Here is a 19,167-nt window from a genome sequence, read left to right on the forward strand (position 1 = left end):
ATCCCCATAGAGATAGAGTATAGATGTAACATTAAATCCAGCGGCTAAGTTCAACCTCATTTTATCTGTTAATGCCGCTGGCACTACAGATAAAACGCTAATTGTTATAGTTCCCCGCGTCTTTATCAAAAATACCGATATAATTATTATAAAAATCATTATTCTTAACCGTTGCATAGGATGTACTGTAAAGAATTATTCCGGCGCTGTTAACAGCAGCTTCTATACGATCCGGATCTCCCGGCAATAATCCGTTCGAGTCATGAATCAAGTTGTTTTCAATGGTCAGATGGCTTGCCGTATCCGCAAATATCAAGGCATTATTATCGTGGGTATCGGCATTTAATCCCGTCAGGTCACAGTTCTTAATAGTAATATTATTGGACTGAAAAACACCCACCAGGAAGTTGACCCCACCCGTGTCTACCTGGGTGGAAGTAAAACCATCCCAGGTAATGTAGTTTCGGTTGAAAGCCCCTATAACGGGACCGTCCATATTGCCCGTTAAAACCGGACTTTCACCGGGGTAAGCTTTAAATATGATTGGATTCCCTGCTGTGCCTGAATTTGCCGGATTCATTGCAGGTATGTCGTAATTTGCCGCATTTCCAGGATCATAGACACCGGTACGGAAGTAGACTGTGTCGCCTGCCTTAGCATTTGTTATTGCCGTCTGCCATGAACAGGGAGTTGCCGTGTTTGAACAATCGGCCCACACTGCCGAGCCCGAAGTTGAAACATAATATGTAGCAGCCTCAATAAAATTCGGTGTGCATATAACGATTACATTAAAGAAGATAAAAATAATGAAGGACTTTCGGATTTTATGCATTGTTTCCTGGCCTTTTGCCAATACTTCTATATCAAAAAAAACAAGTAACCTGCATCATCAGGGCTGGCCTTAAATATCATAAAGTTTTTGGGTCCCCATTTCATTCTTCCCCGTTTTTTTAACATTACTTTTTATACATTAATCAACTTTATTTGTAAACGAATAAAAGCCGGAAATAACAGGTGTTGCATCTACGCATTTGATAAAAAATGAGCTTTTTTCTAACATTGCCGTAAGTTCTTTCCATAAATAAAGAGAAAGGGTAAGATTAATTCACTTACAGTAAAAGCCTTAAAAGTAAACGATGAAAATGGAAATATAACAGCCGTTAGAGGTATATCAGGCTGTGAGATAGAAGTGAAAGTTAGAACGAAAAGAGGGGCCGCGTCCAGGCCTTTGACAAAATATGGGGAGTTAATATGCTAAGAAAATTTTTCGGAAAAAAGAAAAAGCTGACAGAGGAAGAGGAAGAAAAACTTGAAAATAATTGGTTTGATGAAAAAAGCCGATTAATGGAATCAATACTGGCAAAGGAGCATGACATGGTAATGCATGCTCTTATTCCTTATGAAGTAGGCGGCGGTTTGGATCTTTATTATTATCCAAATGGTATTCCGGGCACAGCAATTGCCACAAAAGAGCTTTCTTACGCATGCAGAGAAAGCTCATCAAATGATAAGTACAAAAAATATGAACTGGTCATGTTTACGAGAGAAAAACTTAATCTGGATCAGGCGAAAGAAGAAAACGCCACTTTTGGAAAAGCCCATAAAAATATAAACTCCATTCTGAATCCGGTAGCAAATTATAGCAAGCAAGCGACGCTTAATCCGAATGAAACATGTGAGTTCCCTTCCGATATGGAAGGTATAGGCGGTAAATGCCTCATTTTTTCCGAATATAAACCAGCCAGTGATGATGTTGAAGATTTCGGGCTCATGGCTGTCATTGAAATTCACCGCAGTGAAATGGAATATGCTATGCAAAATGGCGGAAGAGAACTGCTCAACCTGCTGGAGGAAAAAGGATACTATCCCTATTCTGATATGGATAGAGAACCGGTTGTGTGAAAATGAAGGGGGCGTTGATGTGAGTTAATTTCGTGGGCAATGCCCAAGCTGCGGGACTGAGCCTGTCGTAAGAGTACCCCCCTCATCTGAAGTTTTTTATAGCTCTTAATGTCAAAGTTGAACATTTAATTGACAAGAGTCACATTCATGTATTAAATAGAGAAAGCCTGTTAATAACATAGTTGGAAGAAAATCAAAGCGAAGGTTGTCAAATGAGATATAGAAAAACGACACCTCCAGACAAGATAGTTCTCGATGATTCATTAATTCTGGAAGGGGATGCATTGCACGCGCTTCGCCTATTACCGTCAGCTTCGATTCAATGCGTTGTCACTTCTCCCCCTTACTGGGGGCTTCGTGATTATGGGATTGATGGTCAAATTGGATTGGAAACTACTTTACCACAATTTATTAATCATTTAGTTGCAATATTTAACGAGGTAAAACGCGTTCTACGCGACGATGGCACACTATGGTTGAATGTTGGTGACGGATATACTAGTGGAAATCGTGGTTACCGCGCAGTCGACAAGAAAAACCCTGCACGGGCAATGACCATTAGACCAGATACCCCTGAAGGTTTAAAACCAAAAGATCTTCAAGGCATTCCGTGGAGATTAGCATTTGCTCTTCAAGATGACGGCTGGTATCTAAGAAGTGATATTGTTTGGCGCAAACCGAATGCAATGCCGGAAAGTGTAAAAGATCGGCCAACACGTGCACATGAATATTTATTCATGCTCACCAAGTCAGAGCACTATTACTATGACTATGAGTTAGTTAAAGAAGTTGGATTAAATGGAAAACTTCGCAACCGTAGAAGTGTATGGGATATTAATACACAACCATTTCCTGAAGCTCACTTTGCAACGTTTCCTCCTAAGTTGATTGAACCTTGTATTCTAGCTTCTTCACAACCGGGTGATTATATTCTCGATCCTTTTTTTGGTTCTGGCACAGTTGGCATTGTATGTATAGAACAGTATAGGCGATATGCTGGAATAGAATTAAATCCAGAATATGTGGCCATAGCAGCAAATCGGCTAAGTGCCACAGAGGAAAGAATAATTAAGGTTGCTGTGTGATGGCGGATATAAATATTCCTGCACCAGAACTTCAAATTGATTTTTCATTCGCACTTGGTCAGGTACGAAGCCTTTACCTTCAAGACGCATTAAGCAGCACCATTGACGCTCTGAACCTGTCTACTCTAGACAAGGAGTTGTCCACATATGTACCACAAAGTAGCCTCAAAGCACTAGCGAAACATGGCTTGAGAGGCGAGCTTGTTTATGCAGTTCCATGTGTTCTTAAAACTAATCCATATCTACTCGGCTATTACAGATTACTGCTCGGATTCAGTCAAAAAGAATTCTATACAAAAGAATTCGGTGTTTCTGGCTTCAAATCAATGGAATCAAAAGGAATTCTAACTGAAAGAAATAAGCCTGATTTATCAAATTTGTGCAAAGGTTTGGTTGTCAGTGCGGTGGCTTTAGTAAATGGGATTGGAATCGATAGATTGAGCCGGGATATGCTTGACGATTTAACCCTTCTTACCGTTGGGCCACAGTTAAGAGGTGGTGCAAATGTCAAAAAGGGTGTTGCTGGTATCGTTGATGTGTTTCAAACAATTCACGACATTGTTGAACATCCCGCCACGAAGTCCAGCGCTGGCAAAATCGAAATTGAGAATGCTGCTGGTCGAAAAGTTCTAATAGAATTTGCACCTGATCCCGACATAGTCATTAGAGAGGAAATGAGCAAAAAAAGATATAGAAATATAATTGCTATTGAGGTCAAAGGTGGGACGGATTTTTCTAACATTCACAACCGCGTGGGCGAAGCTGAAAAAAGTCACCAAAAAGCAAAGGCAACAGGATATGTCGAGTGTTGGACAGTCGTCAATGTAGACCGTATTGATATAGAAATGTCAAAAAGGGAGTCGCCGTCTACAAATACTTTTTATCGCTTATCTTCTTTAAAGCAGGGTGAAAGCGATGAGTACCAAGACTTTAAAGAGCGTGTAATTTCATTGACAGGGATACGGAATGACATGGTTTAGCAGATATTCTATAAATAAGGGTCAAGCATTTGAAAATTCATGAATACTTACTCAAAAACAATTCCTTTGCTCATTTTTCTCTCCTTCCTTTCAGCCTGTTGCCCACTTACATCGGTTCATCCCTTATCAAATCCCGATAAAGCGACTTTTGATGATAGGCTTAAGGGCACCTGGAAGCTTCAAAAAGAGGGGGATACCGTTTTCCTGCATATTGGAAAACTGAAGGATAATAAAACTCAGGTTGTCTCCATTGAACACACGGATTCAGGAAATCTCGTCACCGTGGCGGCATCCATGTTTCCAACAGAAATTAAGGGTAATCACTTTATGAATCTCAATGCCATAAAGGTAGAATTTATTGAACCTTCTAACGAGATACCGCCCGATGAAGGAGGGTACTACTTTTTCAAGTATAATTTTAAAGACAAGGATAGCTTTTCATTTTCAATGATTAATGAAAATATCGTAGCTGATGCAATAAAAAAAGGTAAATTAAAAGGGGAAATAAAGAAGAAACCGGTTCGGCCCAATAAAGGGGACATTATAAAAATAGAAAAGATTGTATGTACCAGCATTACAGACAGTACAGAAAACCTGGTAAGATTTTTCAGAGAAACGCCTGTAAATACTTTATTTCCTGAAAAAGATTCATTCCTTTTCAAAAGGGTGAAGTAGCCTATTGGGATTCATTTACGCTTTGCCCAATCTTATACACTTAAATCCTTTTCATCCCCCTTCTCTTTGTTACGCCTGCAGGTTTACTACTTGACGAGTACGTGCTATTGTTATTACATTAGTACGTATCGGAGGTTTTTGCCATAAACAAAAAACTAACACTCAAGCTCGATGATGATGTCATTGAAAAAGCCAGAGTTTATGCCGGGACAAGGCACAAAAGTCTCTCTCAACTCGTGGAGAACTACTTCAGGGTGATTACCGGAGAAAGTGGGGAAAAAGTGGAAATAACACCTATTGTGAAGGATTTGTCCGGAGTAATCAAGCTTGAGGAAGATGAAGACATAAAAGATGACTATGCCCAATATCTAATTGAGAAGTATCGACTCTGATATTCTTCTCGATCTTCTCGCCAAACGTGAGCCTTTCTACAAATCCGCAGCCGCTTTATTCTCTCTTGCTGAAAAGAAGGAAATAAAGGGAACATCCTACTACTCCTTATGTCACCAAAAGTGTTTACAGAAGGTCTTCCGGATTCTGCACTTAGTGCGGAATCCGGTTCTATTTATTATTAGAATTGCAAGTAGCAATGGAACTAAATATTGACTCTTAAAAGCGTGATACAATTACTGAACAACTATAGCTGTCCCCAATTACCTCACCATTTTTCGTCCTTTCCGGCCAGTTGCTGAAAAGCACTACTTATCACTTACTTTCTTATCACTCAGGCATTTTCAATAACTATAGTAACCGAGGCATTGATAGTATTAGTTTCCTTATTCCAGGTCGTTCCTTCCTTCAGGGTTAAAACAAAATCCTTATTAAAGATTAAATCAACAAGCTTTGCCTTAGGAATATCGAGAGTAGCAAAACCGAATTCCAGATTACACTCGTAGGTTGATCCATCCTTTTCAAAGGTTTCTCTACCGCTTGTAATTTTACCTATGGGGCTCATTAATTCGTTTACATTGAGTTGTAAAAGCGCATCTAAATTAGCCTTTCCATCAATATCAATCAGCCACGAACGGATATTAACACCAGCCGTAGCACCAAATGACAATAAGGTCTTAGATTTTTCCCATTTAGGCTCCTGACCATAGGTTGGTATGCTTACTACCCTGAAACTAATCAGAGTGGAACTGTTTTTTTTAATCTCTCTGAGAATACCCGGAAAAGCTCCCCATGTCCCTCCTGAAGTGCTTCTGTCTGTGTTATATAAAATAGGACCTGATATAGCTGATTTTTGGAATAGTTCTTTCTTTTTAATTTTCAGATCTGATCCGCAGCTTGCAATAGCATTAGAACATAATGGCCAGCCTAATTTATTTTTGAGTTTATCTTCCGATTTATCTTCCGATTTATCTCCCGGTGTAAAGCTAAATTCATGGTCTGTTTCGTTTTCAAAATAGATAGAGATATTATTTGCAGCAACAATGGCAGGTGTTCCCTGATGTACGTGAATCTTAAGAGAACAGTTTCCGGTATCCCCACGGCCTTTGAGACTAAAAATATCTATCAATTCTGTATTACTGCCGGCTTTCAAGTAATAATCATCGGAAGTGTCATGTTTAGAAGAGTTATTATACTTGCTAAAGGAAGCATCATCTGTACCCAGCTGAAACTCTCCAATATCCGGGCCATCCACATAACTGACCTTTATCCTTCTGTATGAATCTCCCCAATGTGAATTGACATCGGAAACAGAGTGTAGATCCAGGATATCTCCCGGTTTTATCTCCGGCTTGCTGTTCACATGATCATGCTGCCAGTCCTCTGATGAACCGCTGGTTAATTTAATAGGTCTCTGTGTTTTGTTCTCAATATTTGTAAAAAAACATGGATTAGACATAACATTAAGCTCCTTATTTATATTGTAATAGGGTGAATGAAGTTACTTTTTCAGCAAGCGGCTCCGGAGGGCAAAAGGAGAGCCTTGTTGCCCACAAAAGATTTGGTAGAATCTGACCTTCCTTAACTGTCAAGTTTGGGGTCATATATGTAAACATATACCTTTCAATCATTGATTCGGCCACTATTTTTTTCAAAATAACGCTCAGCTTCACCGACTGGTTTTTCCGCTGACACTCCAAAGCCAGTCCAGGTTGAAACTGTTGTTATCTAACCTTATTCGTTAGGCAACTTTATCCACATTAATCCCTGGAATTGCCATAAATTTAAAAGAGGGCGCAATAGCATATTGCGCCCTCTTTTGTCAGCTATTGACAGGCAGCGATCATTTCGTTTCCTGATGGAGTGCAACCTTTTCCATTACTTGTTGCATTGCTTAGTTGTCCTGATGCATCGACTGTAATTTTGTAATTACAACCGGCTCCGCCACCTGACCCCCATGGAGAAGAGGAGCTTGTCCAGTTACAGGTTTTTCCGGCCACGGTAAAGGAAATTGGGGCTGATGGTCTGAATGCATAGGAAATAGTGCCGGAAGCGCCCGGCTTTTCCGGGGTAATAAAATCGGCAACAGTGGTAATATTTACGGTATCTGCAAGTGCAGGCGTTGATAAAAACATTGAAATAATAACAGCAAATATAATCTTTTTCATAATATTCTCCTTTTAATCAGCAATTAAATAGTTTACGAAATAAAATCTTGATTAGTCCTCACTTTCTATCCCTGCTTGCACGATATACAGGGTAAAAAAACCTCAAAGAGCAATCATTGATGACAAAGAGGGAACATCATTTATTATTTTCCCTGATCAGATTTTATTACCCTTCTCGTGCATGCCCCCATCCGGTAATTAACCTCCTTTCCTGTTTTAGAAAAACAGTAGTCAATAAAAATAACGATTTCTACAGGAAAGGTATGACCTTCCCTGAACCTTTCAGTGATTAGCCGGAATTTACTGACCAATACTTCAAATCTATGACCTTTTGAAATTTATTTTTTTGGAGGGGCAATAGTGCTTGAAAAGATTAAAATCAGGGAAAAAGAGTGGAAATGATATGAACAGGGGGATACTTTTTTAAGATTTCTCCCTGCCGTCGAAATGGCATGATTATTTGTAATGAGGAAAACCTGAGCCATCGATTCCCGGTCAAGTGGACAATGACGGATAAAAACATTCCCGTCCCTCCCCCTTTGCATTATCAAATATCTTGTGATAACCTGCAAATATCCTGAAATAAAATCCGAGAAAGGGTGGCCGGCATGAATTTATAGTGTAACATTTTGGTTTTACCCCAAGGGCACTTCCTTCGGGGCGCACAGTGCTTTCAAAAAATCCTGGTTTCACCCGCAGGTTAAGCGGGCATTTTTTGAATGTGTTGTGGAATCAAAAGGTTGCGCTGGAAATCGTGATCCAACTACCCTTTCCCGGACTATTAATTTTCACATCCTATCCATGGCAATACTAATCGTTGACGATTCAGCAAGTATCAGGGAAATAACGGGAGATATCCTTGCTTCCGCCGGGTACAGCGACATATTAACTGCCGCTTCCGGTGAAGAAGCAATGGAAATACTTGCCGCAAATAAAGAAAACAGGATAGACCTCATCCTCATGGACATGGTCATGCCCGGGATGGGAGGCATTGAAGCATGCCGCATGCTCAAGGAAAGTAAAGAGCACCACTATATTCCCGTCATCATGGTTACCGCCATTAATGATATGAACAGGCTCAAACTTGCCTTTGATGCAGGCGTCAACGACTATATTCATAAGCCTGTCAATAATATTGAGTTGCTCTCCAGGGTCAGGGCCGCCCTGGGCCTTAAATCGGAAATTGACAAGAGGCAAAAACATGAGAGTGAACTGCTGGACCTTACCGGTGAACTTAAAGAAACAAACGAGAAACTGAGATACTTCGAAAAAGCCATCGACAATATGCAGATGGGACTGACCATCGCTGATCCCGATGGAAAAATCATGTACTGCAATCCTGCCGAAGCAAAAATGCATCGATACAGCCCGGAAGAACTCATCGGAAAGGACGCCAGGATTTTTGCGCCGAAAAAACTCTGGAAACCGATGGAAAGAAAAAAACTTAAAGAAATCGGAAGTTTCAGGAGAGAAACGACGAACCTGAGAAAAGACGGCACCACCTTTCCTGTTCAACTGCTATCGGATATTGTGCTTAACGACGACAATGAGCCCATTGCCATTGTAACGACCTGTGACGATATTACGGAAAGAACGGAAGCGAAAGAAGCCCTTAAAAAAGCCCATGGCGAACTTGAAGAGAGAGTCAGGGAAAGGACAAAAGCGCTTTCCGACGCCAACATCCTGCTGAAAGACGAGATCAGCGAGCGCAGAAAAGTGGAAGAATCGCTCAGGGTAAGTGAAAATGAATTACGCAGCCTCTTCCAGCAATTCAATGCCCTTCTTGAAGCCATACCCGATTCTCTCATCCTTTTCGGCCCCGACCTTCATATCCTCTGGTCCAATCATGGCGCGATAAAAATATTCGGTTTAAAGAAAAAGGAAGAGCCGGGCAAGCCCTTTGCTATTATAAACAGGATTTATGAGGACCTGGATGAATGGCCCGTAAAAAAATGCTTTGAAAGCGGTCACGAAGAAAGTGACGAAATTTCCATGGACGATGGAAAGATGCTTCATATCCGTGCCTTTCCCGTAATTGATGAAAAAGGACGGGTAAACAACGTGCTTCAATTTTTAATCGACGTTACCAAAACAGCTAACCTCCAGGCAGAAGCAATGAAAGCAGGCCACCTGGCATCAATAGGGGAACTTTCCGCCGGCGTTGCCCATGAAATAAACAATCCCGTCAACGGCATTATCAACTGCGCCCAGCTCATTGAAAAAAAATGTGAAGGAGCAGAAAAAATAGAAGAACTGGCATCAATGATAATAAAGGAAGGAAAACGGGTGGCCAAGATCGTAAAGGCCCTGCTTTCCTTCGCCAGGCACAGGGGAGACAAACTGGAAGCCATGAGTCTTGAAGCCGTTTTGCGCGAATCACTTGCACTGACCGAGGCCCACCTTAGAAAGGACGGCATTACACTCCATATTGATTTTCCCGAAGACCTGCCACTGCTCACAGCCAATGATCAGCAAATAGAACAGGTCTTCCTCAACCTTATTAATAATGCAAGGTACGCCCTCAATAAAAAGTATCCCCATGACGATAAGAAGAAAGTCCTGAAAATCAAGGCAAAGACCTTTAAGCGGGATAAAAATCTCTACGTGAGAACAGTCTTTCATGACAGTGGCCCGGGTATAGAAAAAAAGGTCCTTAACAAGGTCATCAACCCCTTCTTTACAACCAAGCCCCCCCGGGAGGGAACGGGCCTTGGCCTCAGCATCAGTCACGGTATTATCATTGACCACGGTGGGAACCTTTCTATTGACAGCAGGGAAGGCCAATATACAAAAATCATTATTGAACTTCCTGCAAGAAAAGAGGAACGATGAATTCCATTCTTGTTGTCGATGATGAAAAAATACTCCGCTTTACCTTCCAGGAGTTCCTTGAAGAGGGAGGATATGCTGTTGTAACGGCCGGTAACTATAGGGAGGCCCTCGAAAAACTTAAAGAAAAGTCTTTTGATCTCATCATTACCGACATCATACTGGGCGGGAAAACTGGCCTTGATCTGCTGGAAAAAATCAGGGAAATGGAACTCACCTGTCCCGTAATCGTGCTGACCGGTTATCCTGATATTGAAACGGCCACAGAAGCGGTGAGATTAGGCGCATTTAACTATCTTTCCAAGCCTGTCGACCAGGAAATGCTTTTAAATGCCGTCCGTATCGCCATCAAGTACAAGGATTCAAAGGAAAAGGAAGAGAGTTATAAATCAAACCTGGAGGCCATCTATAAAAGCGTTAATGAAGGAATCATCACGGTAGATACGGATTTTAAGATCATTGAACTCAACAAGGCAGCCGAATCCATTTGCGGGCTTACGCGCAAGGACATTGGAAAAAAATACAATACCCTTGCCCGCCCCTGCGGCAGCGGCTGCACAGAAATTCTGAAAAGGGCCGTCACGATAAAAAAACCGGGAGAAGTTCACCGAATTGAATGCCACCGCAGTGACAGACAAAACCAGCTCGTCACAATAACCACGTCACCCCTCATTTATGAAAAGGGGGACTATGCAGGTGCTGTAATGGTCATCTCTGACGAGACACGGCTTGCCGAACTGGAGCGTGATCTGAAGGCAAGAAAAAGCTTTAAAAATATGATCGGTGAAAGTCAGAAAATGCAGGCCCTCTATGATCTCATTGAGAACATCTCAAAAGTCGATTCAACGGTCCTTATCATCGGTGAAAGCGGAACAGGCAAGGAACTCGTTGCCCAGGCCCTCCACTACGGCAATCCTCTCAGAAACGGCAAACCGCTTATATTCATTAATTGTGCCGCTATCCCGGAGAACCTCATAGAAAGCGAGCTTTTCGGCCATGAAAAAGGGGCCTTTACCGGCGCCATTTCGCTCCAGAAAGGAAAGTTCGAGCTTGCCTCAGGGGGAACCCTCGTTTTGGATGAAATCGGCGATATGCCCCTTACGCTCCAGGCAAAACTGCTAAGGGTACTGGAGCAATCGGAAATACAGCGGGTAGGCGGCAAAGAAATTATCCCCATAAATACGAGAGTCATTGCATCAACCAATAGAGATCTTCGCAAGAAAGTTAAAGAAGGAATGTTCAGGGAAGATCTCTACTACCGCCTCAGAGTTATTGAATTAACCATGCCCCCCTTGCGAGAGAGAATGACCGATATCAATCTCCTTGCCAGGCATTTTATTGAACAATTCAGCAAAAAATTTAAAAAAACGATAAAAGGCGTTTCATCGGAAGTACTTAAGGCCTTTATGGATTACCGTTGGCCGGGAAACGTGAGAGAACTTGAACATATCCTGGAACATGCCGCCATTCTTTGCAATGCCCCCGTAATAACCATTGATGACCTCCCGCGCCAGTTTCTTTCCGACAGCCGCAGTGAAGAAGCTGCCCCTCCTTCCCGGGAGGACAAGGAAGACGACCGCATACGGCATGCCCTGAAAAAAACAAAATGGAACAAAACAGAAACGGCAAAAATGTTAAATATGGACAGAAGCACACTTTACCGTAAAATGCAGAAGTATAACATCACTTAAAAACACACCCTTTCAGCAACACCTCTTTTTTCCCCTCATCTGATGCATAACCGGACAATGCAACAAACTGTTGTGCAACAGTTTGTTGCACAACAGCCTCTTTTTCTATTCAGGACATCCACATCCCCTTTAACGCACGCACAACCCATTGATATTTAAAGCTTTTTAGACACCCCTCTTTTGATGCCCTTTGGCATACATATTGTTCTTAGTAAAGACAGGAAGAGGTATGTCATGAGCAAAGTAAAAAAACCGGATAACAAAAAAACAGAGAAAGGAGCCGGAAAAATGAAAAACTGTCCTTTGATCAAAAAACCCTTCGAGGAATGCTATTGCATGAATATGAGCAGCATGAAAATTTACGATGCCATTTATTACTGCGGCAACAATTACAAGCTCTGTCCCATTTATAAAGAAAAAGCAGCAATCCCTAAAAAAACATACAGAAAGTCAATTTGTAAAAGTAAAAGGTAAAAAGTCATGATGGCTCCTTTTAAAAAAAGTATTCTCCCTCTATTGCTCGCCCCATTATTCTCTCTTATGCCTGCTATGGCCCTGGCCTGGCCCAATGATGCAGACTGGATAGCCATTTACAGAGGGGTGGACCCCGTCGACGATACGCTTAACGATGCAGCAGGCTCGCGGGACATTGTAGGAGACACGACAACACCCTATCCTGCTGCCTATATATCTAACGACGGCACATACATCAATTTCCGCATCCGCCTCGACGATGACCCCCTCAACAATCCACGAACAGCACTGGACCCCTTTGGATGGGGTTTCATCATTGATACGGACCAGAATGCCGATGACTACGAATGGATGGTCATGGTTGATGGTATTTCCGAAGAAATCTACCTTGCCGAGAATACCCTTAAAACAGGCACAGGTGATCCCTCAGACAAAGCCGAAGTCATTGCTACACCCACCTGGCCGGAAGCAGCCGTACTGAACAGCAATTACAGGGTCGTAACAGCCGATTCCACATTTAACGGGGATACAGACTATTTTCTCGACTTTCGCCTTAATTATACAGATTTTAAAGCAGCTACAGGCATTACTGATTCAACACCGGTCAGATATTTTATGGGAAGCTCCAATAGCGCCCAGACACTGGCCTCTGACCTCGTTGCCGCCTCGGACCTTTATGCCGGGCTTAGTGAAACCGTACTGCCTACGGGCCCTCAGCCCACAACAGGCAGTGCAAAATTCGCTGCTGACCTGGCCGGCACAGGTGATGTGACAGAAATTTACCCCGGCGACACCATTTATATAAGAGTTGATGATGCAGACCGGAACAGCATGGCTTCCGAAGCGGAGACAATCACCGTAACAATATCGGCCCCCAGCGGAGACAGTGAAACCGTCACAGTCACAGAAACGGGGATTAACACAGGCATTTTTACGGGTTCCATAGTTTCTTCGGGCGCTGCGCCAACAGTTAGTGACGGCACACTGCAAGTAGAGGCCATTGAAACAGCTACCGCAACCTATACAGATGCTGTTGATGCCGCTCTCAATGAAAACCAGTCACGCACCGATACACTCACCGTTTTACCGAGCGCTGATCTTGAGCTTACAAAAACGGTAAGCAACCTCACACCCAACGAGGGAGACCCTATCAGCTATCGTCTTTCTCTTATCAATACCGGCCCCAGCAATTCGTCAGGTGTGCAGGTTTACGACCCGCTGCCTGCCGGCGTCACCTATGACTCTTACAGTGGTGATGGAACCTATAACTTTTCAACAGGCATTTGGACCGTTCCCCCAACACTTAGTGGTTACAGTTCCATTCTCTCTATTAATGCAACGGTAGATTCCGGAACAGCCTATTCGACAATAACAAACTTTACGAATATTACAACAGCCGGACAACTTGATCCCATCAGTGCAAACAACTCGGATTCAGCATCGATCACTGTGGCAGGCGCCGACCTGAATCTTACGAAAAGTGTCGACAATGCAACGCCCAATACAGGTGACACGGTAATTTTCACCATTACCGTCACCAATGAGGGCTTAAACAATTCGAGCAACATCGAGGTAACGGACCTTCTTCCGGCGGGACTCTCCTTTGTGTCCTACAGCAGTTCAACGGCTTACAACAGCGGCACAGGCCTCTGGAACGTGGGCGATCTTACCGTTGGAGCAAGCAGCACCCTGAAACTGGCAGCAACAGTAACGGCAGGAAGCGGCTCACTTATAAGCAACACGGCCCATATTACCGCCACAGACCAGGCCGATCCCCATGCAGCCGACAACAGCGCTTCAATCTCTATTTCGGTAGGCGGTACCGACGTGGCTGTCACCAAAACGATCAACAATGCAACACCCAATGAGGGTGAAGGAATCTTCTATACACTTACCGTCACCAATAACGGTAATAACGATGCAACGGGGCTGGCTGTTACCGATAGCCTTCCTGCGGGGGTCACCTATCTTTCAGATTCGGGAGGCGGCAGCTACAACAGCGGCAGCGGTCTATGGACTATAGGCAACCTCGCCAACGGGGCAAACACCTTTCTAAATATCTCGGCAACAATCGATAGTGGAACGGCAGGCACTTCCATCAGTAATACGGCCTCCCTTTCAGCCATCGATCAGCTCGATCCTGTAAGCGGAAACGATTCATCCGCTGCTTCACTAACCGTTCAAAAAGCGGATTTGGCCATTACCAAGGCAGTCGATAATTCAGGGCCGAACGAGGGTGACACCATCAATTATACGGTTACCGTAAACAATAACGGCCCCAATGAAGCAACAGGAATAGAGGTAACAGACAATCTTCCGGCAGGAGTGACCTATGTTTCATACAGCTCAACTCAGGGAACCTACAATAGTGGAACCGGTCTATGGAACATCACTTCCATAGCCAATCCCGGAACGGCAGTACTTACCCTGACGGCAACCGTCGATACGGGAACGGCACTTACATCCATCACTAATACAGCCTCCCTGAGCGCAGCAGACCAGGTGGACCCTGTCAGTTCAAATAATACAGCCACAGCTTCTATCTCCGTTGGCGGTGTCGATCTTGAAATCAGCAAGAGCGTAAACAACCCTGTTCCCGGCGAAGGTGACGCCATTACCTATACCGTTACAATTGTTAACAACGGCCCCAATGATGCCGACGGCATTGTCATAAAAGATATGGAACCGGCCGGTGTCTCATTCGGGACCGTCACCGTTTCACAGGGAAGCTGGAATGGCGGTCAATCAAAGTGGACCGCAGGCACTCTTGTTAACGGGGCTTCAGCAACGATGACCATTGCCGCCACCGTCGATGCGGGAACAACGGGACAGACCATTAGCAACACGGCAAGGGTAACAGAGGTGGATCAGACGGACTACGCCCTTGCAAATAACGTTTCTTCTATCGACATTGAAGTGGGAGGTCTCGACCTCGCCATCTCAAAGACAGTGAGCAATGCCACACCGACCATCGGCGATACAGTGACCTATACCATTACCGTAAGCAACAACGGTCCGGCAGATGCAACGGGTATTGAAGTAACGGATAATCTCCCATCGGGCGTGACCTTCACTTCCTACAGCGCCACCCAGGGAAGCTTCAATAACGTAAGCGGTCTCTGGACTGTCGGCGGCATTACAGCCGCCGCTCCCAACACAGCATCGCTTTATCTCCGGGCAACTATCGATTCAGGCACAGCCGGCTGGAGCATTACAAACAGCGCCCACCTTTCGGCCGTCGACCAGAATGATTCCGATAATAGCAACGACAGCGCTTCAGACTTGCTGGTCGTACAGGCGGCCGATCTTTCCATCGTCAAAACAGCGGACAATTCTACACCCGATGAGGGCGACAGCATTAGCTATACCATCACCGTCACCAATAACGGCCCGCACGATACGACAGGTGTGGAGATCACCGATTTACTGCCTGCCGGTGTTACATACCAGTCCTACAGTTCAACCTTCGGAAGTTACAGCAGCGGACCGGGGCTGTGGAACATTGGCAACCTTGCCAAACTTTCCAGCGCTGTTTTAACAATTAGAGCATCCGTCGATAACGGCACGGGAGGATCAAACATTACCAACACAGCCTCAATAACCGCCTCCGGCCTTGCAGACACAAGCAGTGCAAACGACAGTTCGTCTTTTGTCATTACGCCCAGAGCCATGCCGCTCATCACACTGGCAAAACTGGTGGCAGCCATATCGGATCCCGTCAACGGCGGGACCAATCCCAAGGCCATTCCCGGCGCCGTTATGGAATACACCCTATCAGCAACCAACACGGGCCTCGGCGTTGCCGATGCAGACACCGTTATTATTACCGACGCCATCCCTGCCGATACGGAGTTCTACGCCTGGGATATGGGCGGATGGCCCGTCATCTTTAGCAACGGCGCTACGGCAAGCGGTCTTACTTATACCTTTACTTCCCTCGGTGACGGAGGCGACAGCATCGAATTCCTCGATTCAGACGACAATCCCATGACACCGACAGCCGGTTTTGACGCCGCTGTGGCAAAAATAAAGATTACCTTCGGCGGAAGCTTTAATGCCTCCGATGGAACAAACCACCCCTCATTCAGCCTGAAATTCAGAGTGAGGATTAAATGAGCGGAGGAACTGATTTATGAAAGGGATTAAATTCATAGCGGCGCTCATTCTGCTAATCGCCATTAGCCCCCTTTCTTCATGGGCAGCGGGCACACCGGCAGGCACAAATATATCCAATAGCGCAACCGTCACCTATACCGTTGACACAACGGATTACAGTATTACAAGCCTGCCCGCTAACATTACCGTTTCTGAACTGATAAACATCAATCTTCTCTGGCAGGATTCAGGCCCCGTCAGGGTGTCATCGGGCGATTCAGGCCAGGCGCTTACCTTTCTTGCCGCCAACAGTGGAAACGGGAGTGAAACTTACGATCTTTCGGCAAATTCGGCCCTTGGCACGGCAGATTTTAATCCCCTTTTAAGCGGCATCTATTTCGACAGCAACGGCAATGGTACTTACGATGCGGGAACGGACATTCAATATGTGGCAGGCGTCAACGAGCCAACCCTTTCTCCCGATGCAGCCATAACGCTATTCCTTGTAAACGACATTCCACCATCACTTAACGATGGTGATTCAGGTGACAGCGAACTGACCATCACCTCTCAAACAGGATCAGGGCCGGTGGGAACAATTATTGCCAATGGCGGCGACGGCGGTCTCATTGACGCCGTCATCGGCGCCTCAGGAGGAAGGGCAACGACAAGAGGCAGCTACATCGTCTCCACACTGGATGTGGTCATCAATAAATCAGCTGTCGTAACAGACCTGTCGGGCGGCTCCACTGCCATGACGGGTTCAACCATCAGCTATACACTTTCTGTCTCCGTCACAGGAACGGGGACAGTAACGGGACTGGTCATAAATGATCTGATTCCCGCAAATACAAGCTATAAGGCAAACACATTAAGGCTAAATGGAAGTGCGCTCTCCGACGCCGCCGACAGTGATGCAGGCGATGTGGGCATAAGCGCCGCCAACACGGTAACCGTAACGCTAGGCAATGTAACAGGCGGCTCGGCCGCTCAGGATATAACTTTCGACGTCACTATAAACTAACGGAGGGATTGAAATGAATAAACAGGTCTTGACAGCACTGGCTCTCATATTGCTCTTACCGATCAGCACTTTTGCAGCCGATCCGGGCAGCATAGAGCTAAGGTCAGCGGCAGAAGTGGAAATGAAGACAAGCAATGAAAAAGGAGAAACCGAAATAAAGAGGGTAAATGCCGAAAAAGCGGAAGTTTATCCCGGTGATGAGGTGATCTTTACAACACATTACAGGCATGTCGGTGAAAAACCGGCTGACAATGTAGTCATCACCAATCCTGTGCCAAAACACATGACTTACGTCGGCAAGAGTGCAAAAGGAAAGGACGGCTTAATCCGCTTTTCCATTGATGGAGGGGAAAAGTACGACATCCCTTCCCGGTTGAAGGTGAAGACGGCTGACGGCGGGGAAAGAGTGGCAGACCCGGCTGAATATACCCATGTCAGGTGGATATTCAGCGCTGATTTAAAAAAAGGGGATGCAGGCCATGTTTCATTCAGGGCCAAGCTTAAATAAACAAACAAACTTATAAACTTTTAAGCGAATTCAGGAGGGTTGAAATGAAAAAGAATATAAAGAAAAAAAGAAGCCTGGTAACAACTCACAAAGCAAGACAACTCAGTTTTAGAACAAATCCTGTGAAAACCGGTTGCGGCAGGTTCCCCAATCTTCCGCCTCCCGACGATGAAGTAAGGATAGCAATAAAAAGAACCGACTTTAAAGAAACTTACAAAAACAACCATAAGCAGGAGGAGAAAATGAAAACACTAAAACGATACAGTATGGCAGCGCTGGTCATTCTATCTGCGCTGGTCATCGTCATGCCGCAGCTGGCCTATGCCGTCGGCACCCCGGCCGGGACGGTCATAGGCAACAGGGCCTATGTCGATTACCAGGTAGGCGGTATCGATCAGACGCAGATAGGAAGCTCGGTGGCCGGTAACTCATCGGGCGCCGGAAGTGACACAACCTTTACCGTCGACAAGATGGTCGATGTTACCGTTGCGGCAGGGGCAGGGGCCACCGTCTTTGCAAACCAGACTTCAGCGCCACTCGTCTTTACCGTCACCAATACGGGTAATGCAGCCATGTATTTTGCCCTTTCATCGGCTGAAGTTACCGACGTAAACGCAATCCTCACGATCCAGCCCGAACTCTGGCTCGACGTTGATGCAAGCGGAACGGTATCGGCTGGAGATGTTCAGTATGTGGATGAAAGTACTTTCGGAACCTTTTCAGGTAATGAGACCTTCCAGGTTCTCGTAACAGGTGATATCTCGGCAGGGGCACTCAATGCCCAGACGGCGACAGTCAACCTCTTTGCCAACGCCTATTCGGCAATTGGCGTTGAGGCAGTCGGCGGCGGTGCAGCGGGGACAGGAAATGCCATTGCTTTAGCCGACGATGACGCCGACGGCGCAGGAGCGGATGATGCGGCAAATAACGGCGCCGACTTTGCCGTTAATACTTACACCGTATCAGGGGCAACGCTGACTATCACCAAAACGGCGGCTGTTTACTCAGATCCCGTTAACGGCACAGCAAGTCCTGTCGCCATGCCGGGAGCCGTTGTTACTTACAGCATTACCGTCGCGAATGCAGCCGGTGGCGCAAATGCCACCAATGTTCAGGTTGCCGATCTGCTCGACACAGCCAATCTGACCTTTGCAACCCAGTTCAATGACGGCGTCGACGCCTGCGCCGCAGGTGAAGGGATAGTCATTAACAACGTCTGTAATGACCATGGTGATGCTGATGGAAGTGATTACAATGTAACGACGGCAAATACGGTTACCCTGTCGGGCCTTACCGTCAATGCGGGGGCCAGCACAACCATCAAGATCCAGGTAACCATCAACTAA

15 protein-coding genes and 1 pseudogene are annotated in these 19,167 nt (G+C 45.1%); 13 read left to right on the top strand and 3 right to left on the bottom strand.

Annotated elements, in window-relative coordinates; translation table 11 throughout:
• Positions 1-97: 97 nt before the first annotated feature.
• Complete coding sequence (locus OEV42_03960; protein MDH3973416.1) at positions 98-832, bottom strand: right-handed parallel beta-helix repeat-containing protein; 735 nt, start codon at positions 830-832, stop codon at positions 98-100.
• A 419-nt stretch (positions 833-1,251) separates the two neighbouring features.
• On the opposite strand from OEV42_03960, the gene OEV42_03965 reads away from it, so the two are divergent.
• The 6 genes and pseudogenes from OEV42_03965 to OEV42_03990 all read left to right on the top strand — a co-directional run bounded on the left by OEV42_03965 (position 1,252) and on the right by OEV42_03990 (position 5,122).
• Positions 1,252-1,902 carry a suppressor of fused domain protein gene (locus OEV42_03965; GenBank protein ID MDH3973417.1) on the top strand — a complete coding sequence of 217 codons (651 nt, stop codon included), beginning with the start codon at positions 1,252-1,254 and terminating at the stop codon, positions 1,900-1,902.
• Positions 1,903-2,114: 212 nt separating this feature from the next.
• Entirely contained in the window at positions 2,115-2,987 is an 873-nt protein-coding gene (locus OEV42_03970; protein MDH3973418.1) for a site-specific DNA-methyltransferase, read from the top strand.
• The gene (locus OEV42_03975) at positions 2,987-3,967 is read left to right on the top strand and encodes an XcyI family restriction endonuclease (protein MDH3973419.1); all 981 of its coding nucleotides are present in this window, start codon (positions 2,987-2,989) and stop codon (positions 3,965-3,967) included. Before OEV42_03970 ends, OEV42_03975 begins: the two co-directional genes overlap by 1 nt.
• A 39-nt stretch (positions 3,968-4,006) precedes the next feature.
• A complete protein-coding gene (locus OEV42_03980) occupies positions 4,007-4,642 on the top strand; it encodes a hypothetical protein (GenBank protein ID MDH3973420.1) in 636 nt (211 codons plus the stop codon).
• Positions 4,643-4,785: 143 nt separating this feature from the next.
• Complete coding sequence (locus tag OEV42_03985; protein MDH3973421.1) at positions 4,786-5,034, top strand: DUF6364 family protein; 249 nt, start codon at positions 4,786-4,788, stop codon at positions 5,032-5,034.
• Positions 5,015-5,122: pseudogene (locus OEV42_03990) on the top strand (PIN domain nuclease). Before OEV42_03985 ends, OEV42_03990 begins: the two are co-directional and overlap by 20 nt.
• Positions 5,123-5,366: 244 nt before the next feature.
• On the opposite strand, the gene OEV42_03995 reads toward OEV42_03990, so the two are convergent.
• Together OEV42_03995 and OEV42_04000 are read right to left on the bottom strand one after the other, a co-directional pair.
• Positions 5,367-6,491 (bottom strand): hypothetical protein, encoded by a 1,125-nt coding sequence (locus tag OEV42_03995; protein MDH3973422.1) that lies wholly within the window; start codon positions 6,489-6,491, stop codon positions 5,367-5,369.
• Between the two features lie 367 nt (positions 6,492-6,858).
• Positions 6,859-7,200 carry a hypothetical protein gene (locus OEV42_04000; protein MDH3973423.1) on the bottom strand — a complete coding sequence of 114 codons (342 nt, stop codon included), beginning with the start codon at positions 7,198-7,200 and terminating at the stop codon, positions 6,859-6,861.
• 801 nt (positions 7,201-8,001) lie between these two features.
• Here OEV42_04000 and OEV42_04005 point away from each other — a divergent pair.
• The 7 genes from OEV42_04005 to OEV42_04035 all read left to right on the top strand — a co-directional run bounded on the left by OEV42_04005 (position 8,002) and on the right by OEV42_04035 (position 19,167).
• Positions 8,002-10,032 carry a response regulator gene (locus OEV42_04005; GenBank protein ID MDH3973424.1) on the top strand — a complete coding sequence of 677 codons (2,031 nt, stop codon included), beginning with the start codon at positions 8,002-8,004 and terminating at the stop codon, positions 10,030-10,032.
• Positions 10,029-11,720: a sigma 54-interacting transcriptional regulator gene (locus OEV42_04010; protein MDH3973425.1), complete on the top strand. Its 1,692-nt coding sequence runs from the start codon at positions 10,029-10,031 to the stop codon at positions 11,718-11,720. Before OEV42_04005 ends, OEV42_04010 begins: the two co-directional genes overlap by 4 nt.
• Positions 11,721-11,954: 234 nt before the next feature.
• The gene (locus tag OEV42_04015) at positions 11,955-12,194 is read left to right on the top strand and encodes a hypothetical protein (protein ID MDH3973426.1); all 240 of its coding nucleotides are present in this window, start codon (positions 11,955-11,957) and stop codon (positions 12,192-12,194) included.
• 6 nt (positions 12,195-12,200) lie between these two features.
• Positions 12,201-16,310 (top strand): DUF11 domain-containing protein, encoded by a 4,110-nt coding sequence (locus OEV42_04020; GenBank protein ID MDH3973427.1) that lies wholly within the window; start codon positions 12,201-12,203, stop codon positions 16,308-16,310.
• Positions 16,311-16,326: 16 nt separating this feature from the next.
• A complete protein-coding gene (locus OEV42_04025) occupies positions 16,327-17,313 on the top strand; it encodes a hypothetical protein (GenBank protein ID MDH3973428.1) in 987 nt (328 codons plus the stop codon).
• Positions 17,314-17,326: 13 nt separating this feature from the next.
• Positions 17,327-17,821: a hypothetical protein gene (locus tag OEV42_04030; GenBank protein ID MDH3973429.1), complete on the top strand. Its 495-nt coding sequence runs from the start codon at positions 17,327-17,329 to the stop codon at positions 17,819-17,821.
• A gap of 44 nt (positions 17,822-17,865) precedes the next feature.
• Complete coding sequence (locus OEV42_04035; protein ID MDH3973430.1) at positions 17,866-19,167, top strand: hypothetical protein; 1,302 nt, start codon at positions 17,866-17,868, stop codon at positions 19,165-19,167.

It is taken from the genome of Deltaproteobacteria bacterium, from assembly GCA_029860075.1.
In the GTDB taxonomy this organism is placed as follows: Bacteria; Desulfobacterota; JADFVX01; order JADFVX01; family JADFVX01; genus JAOUBX01.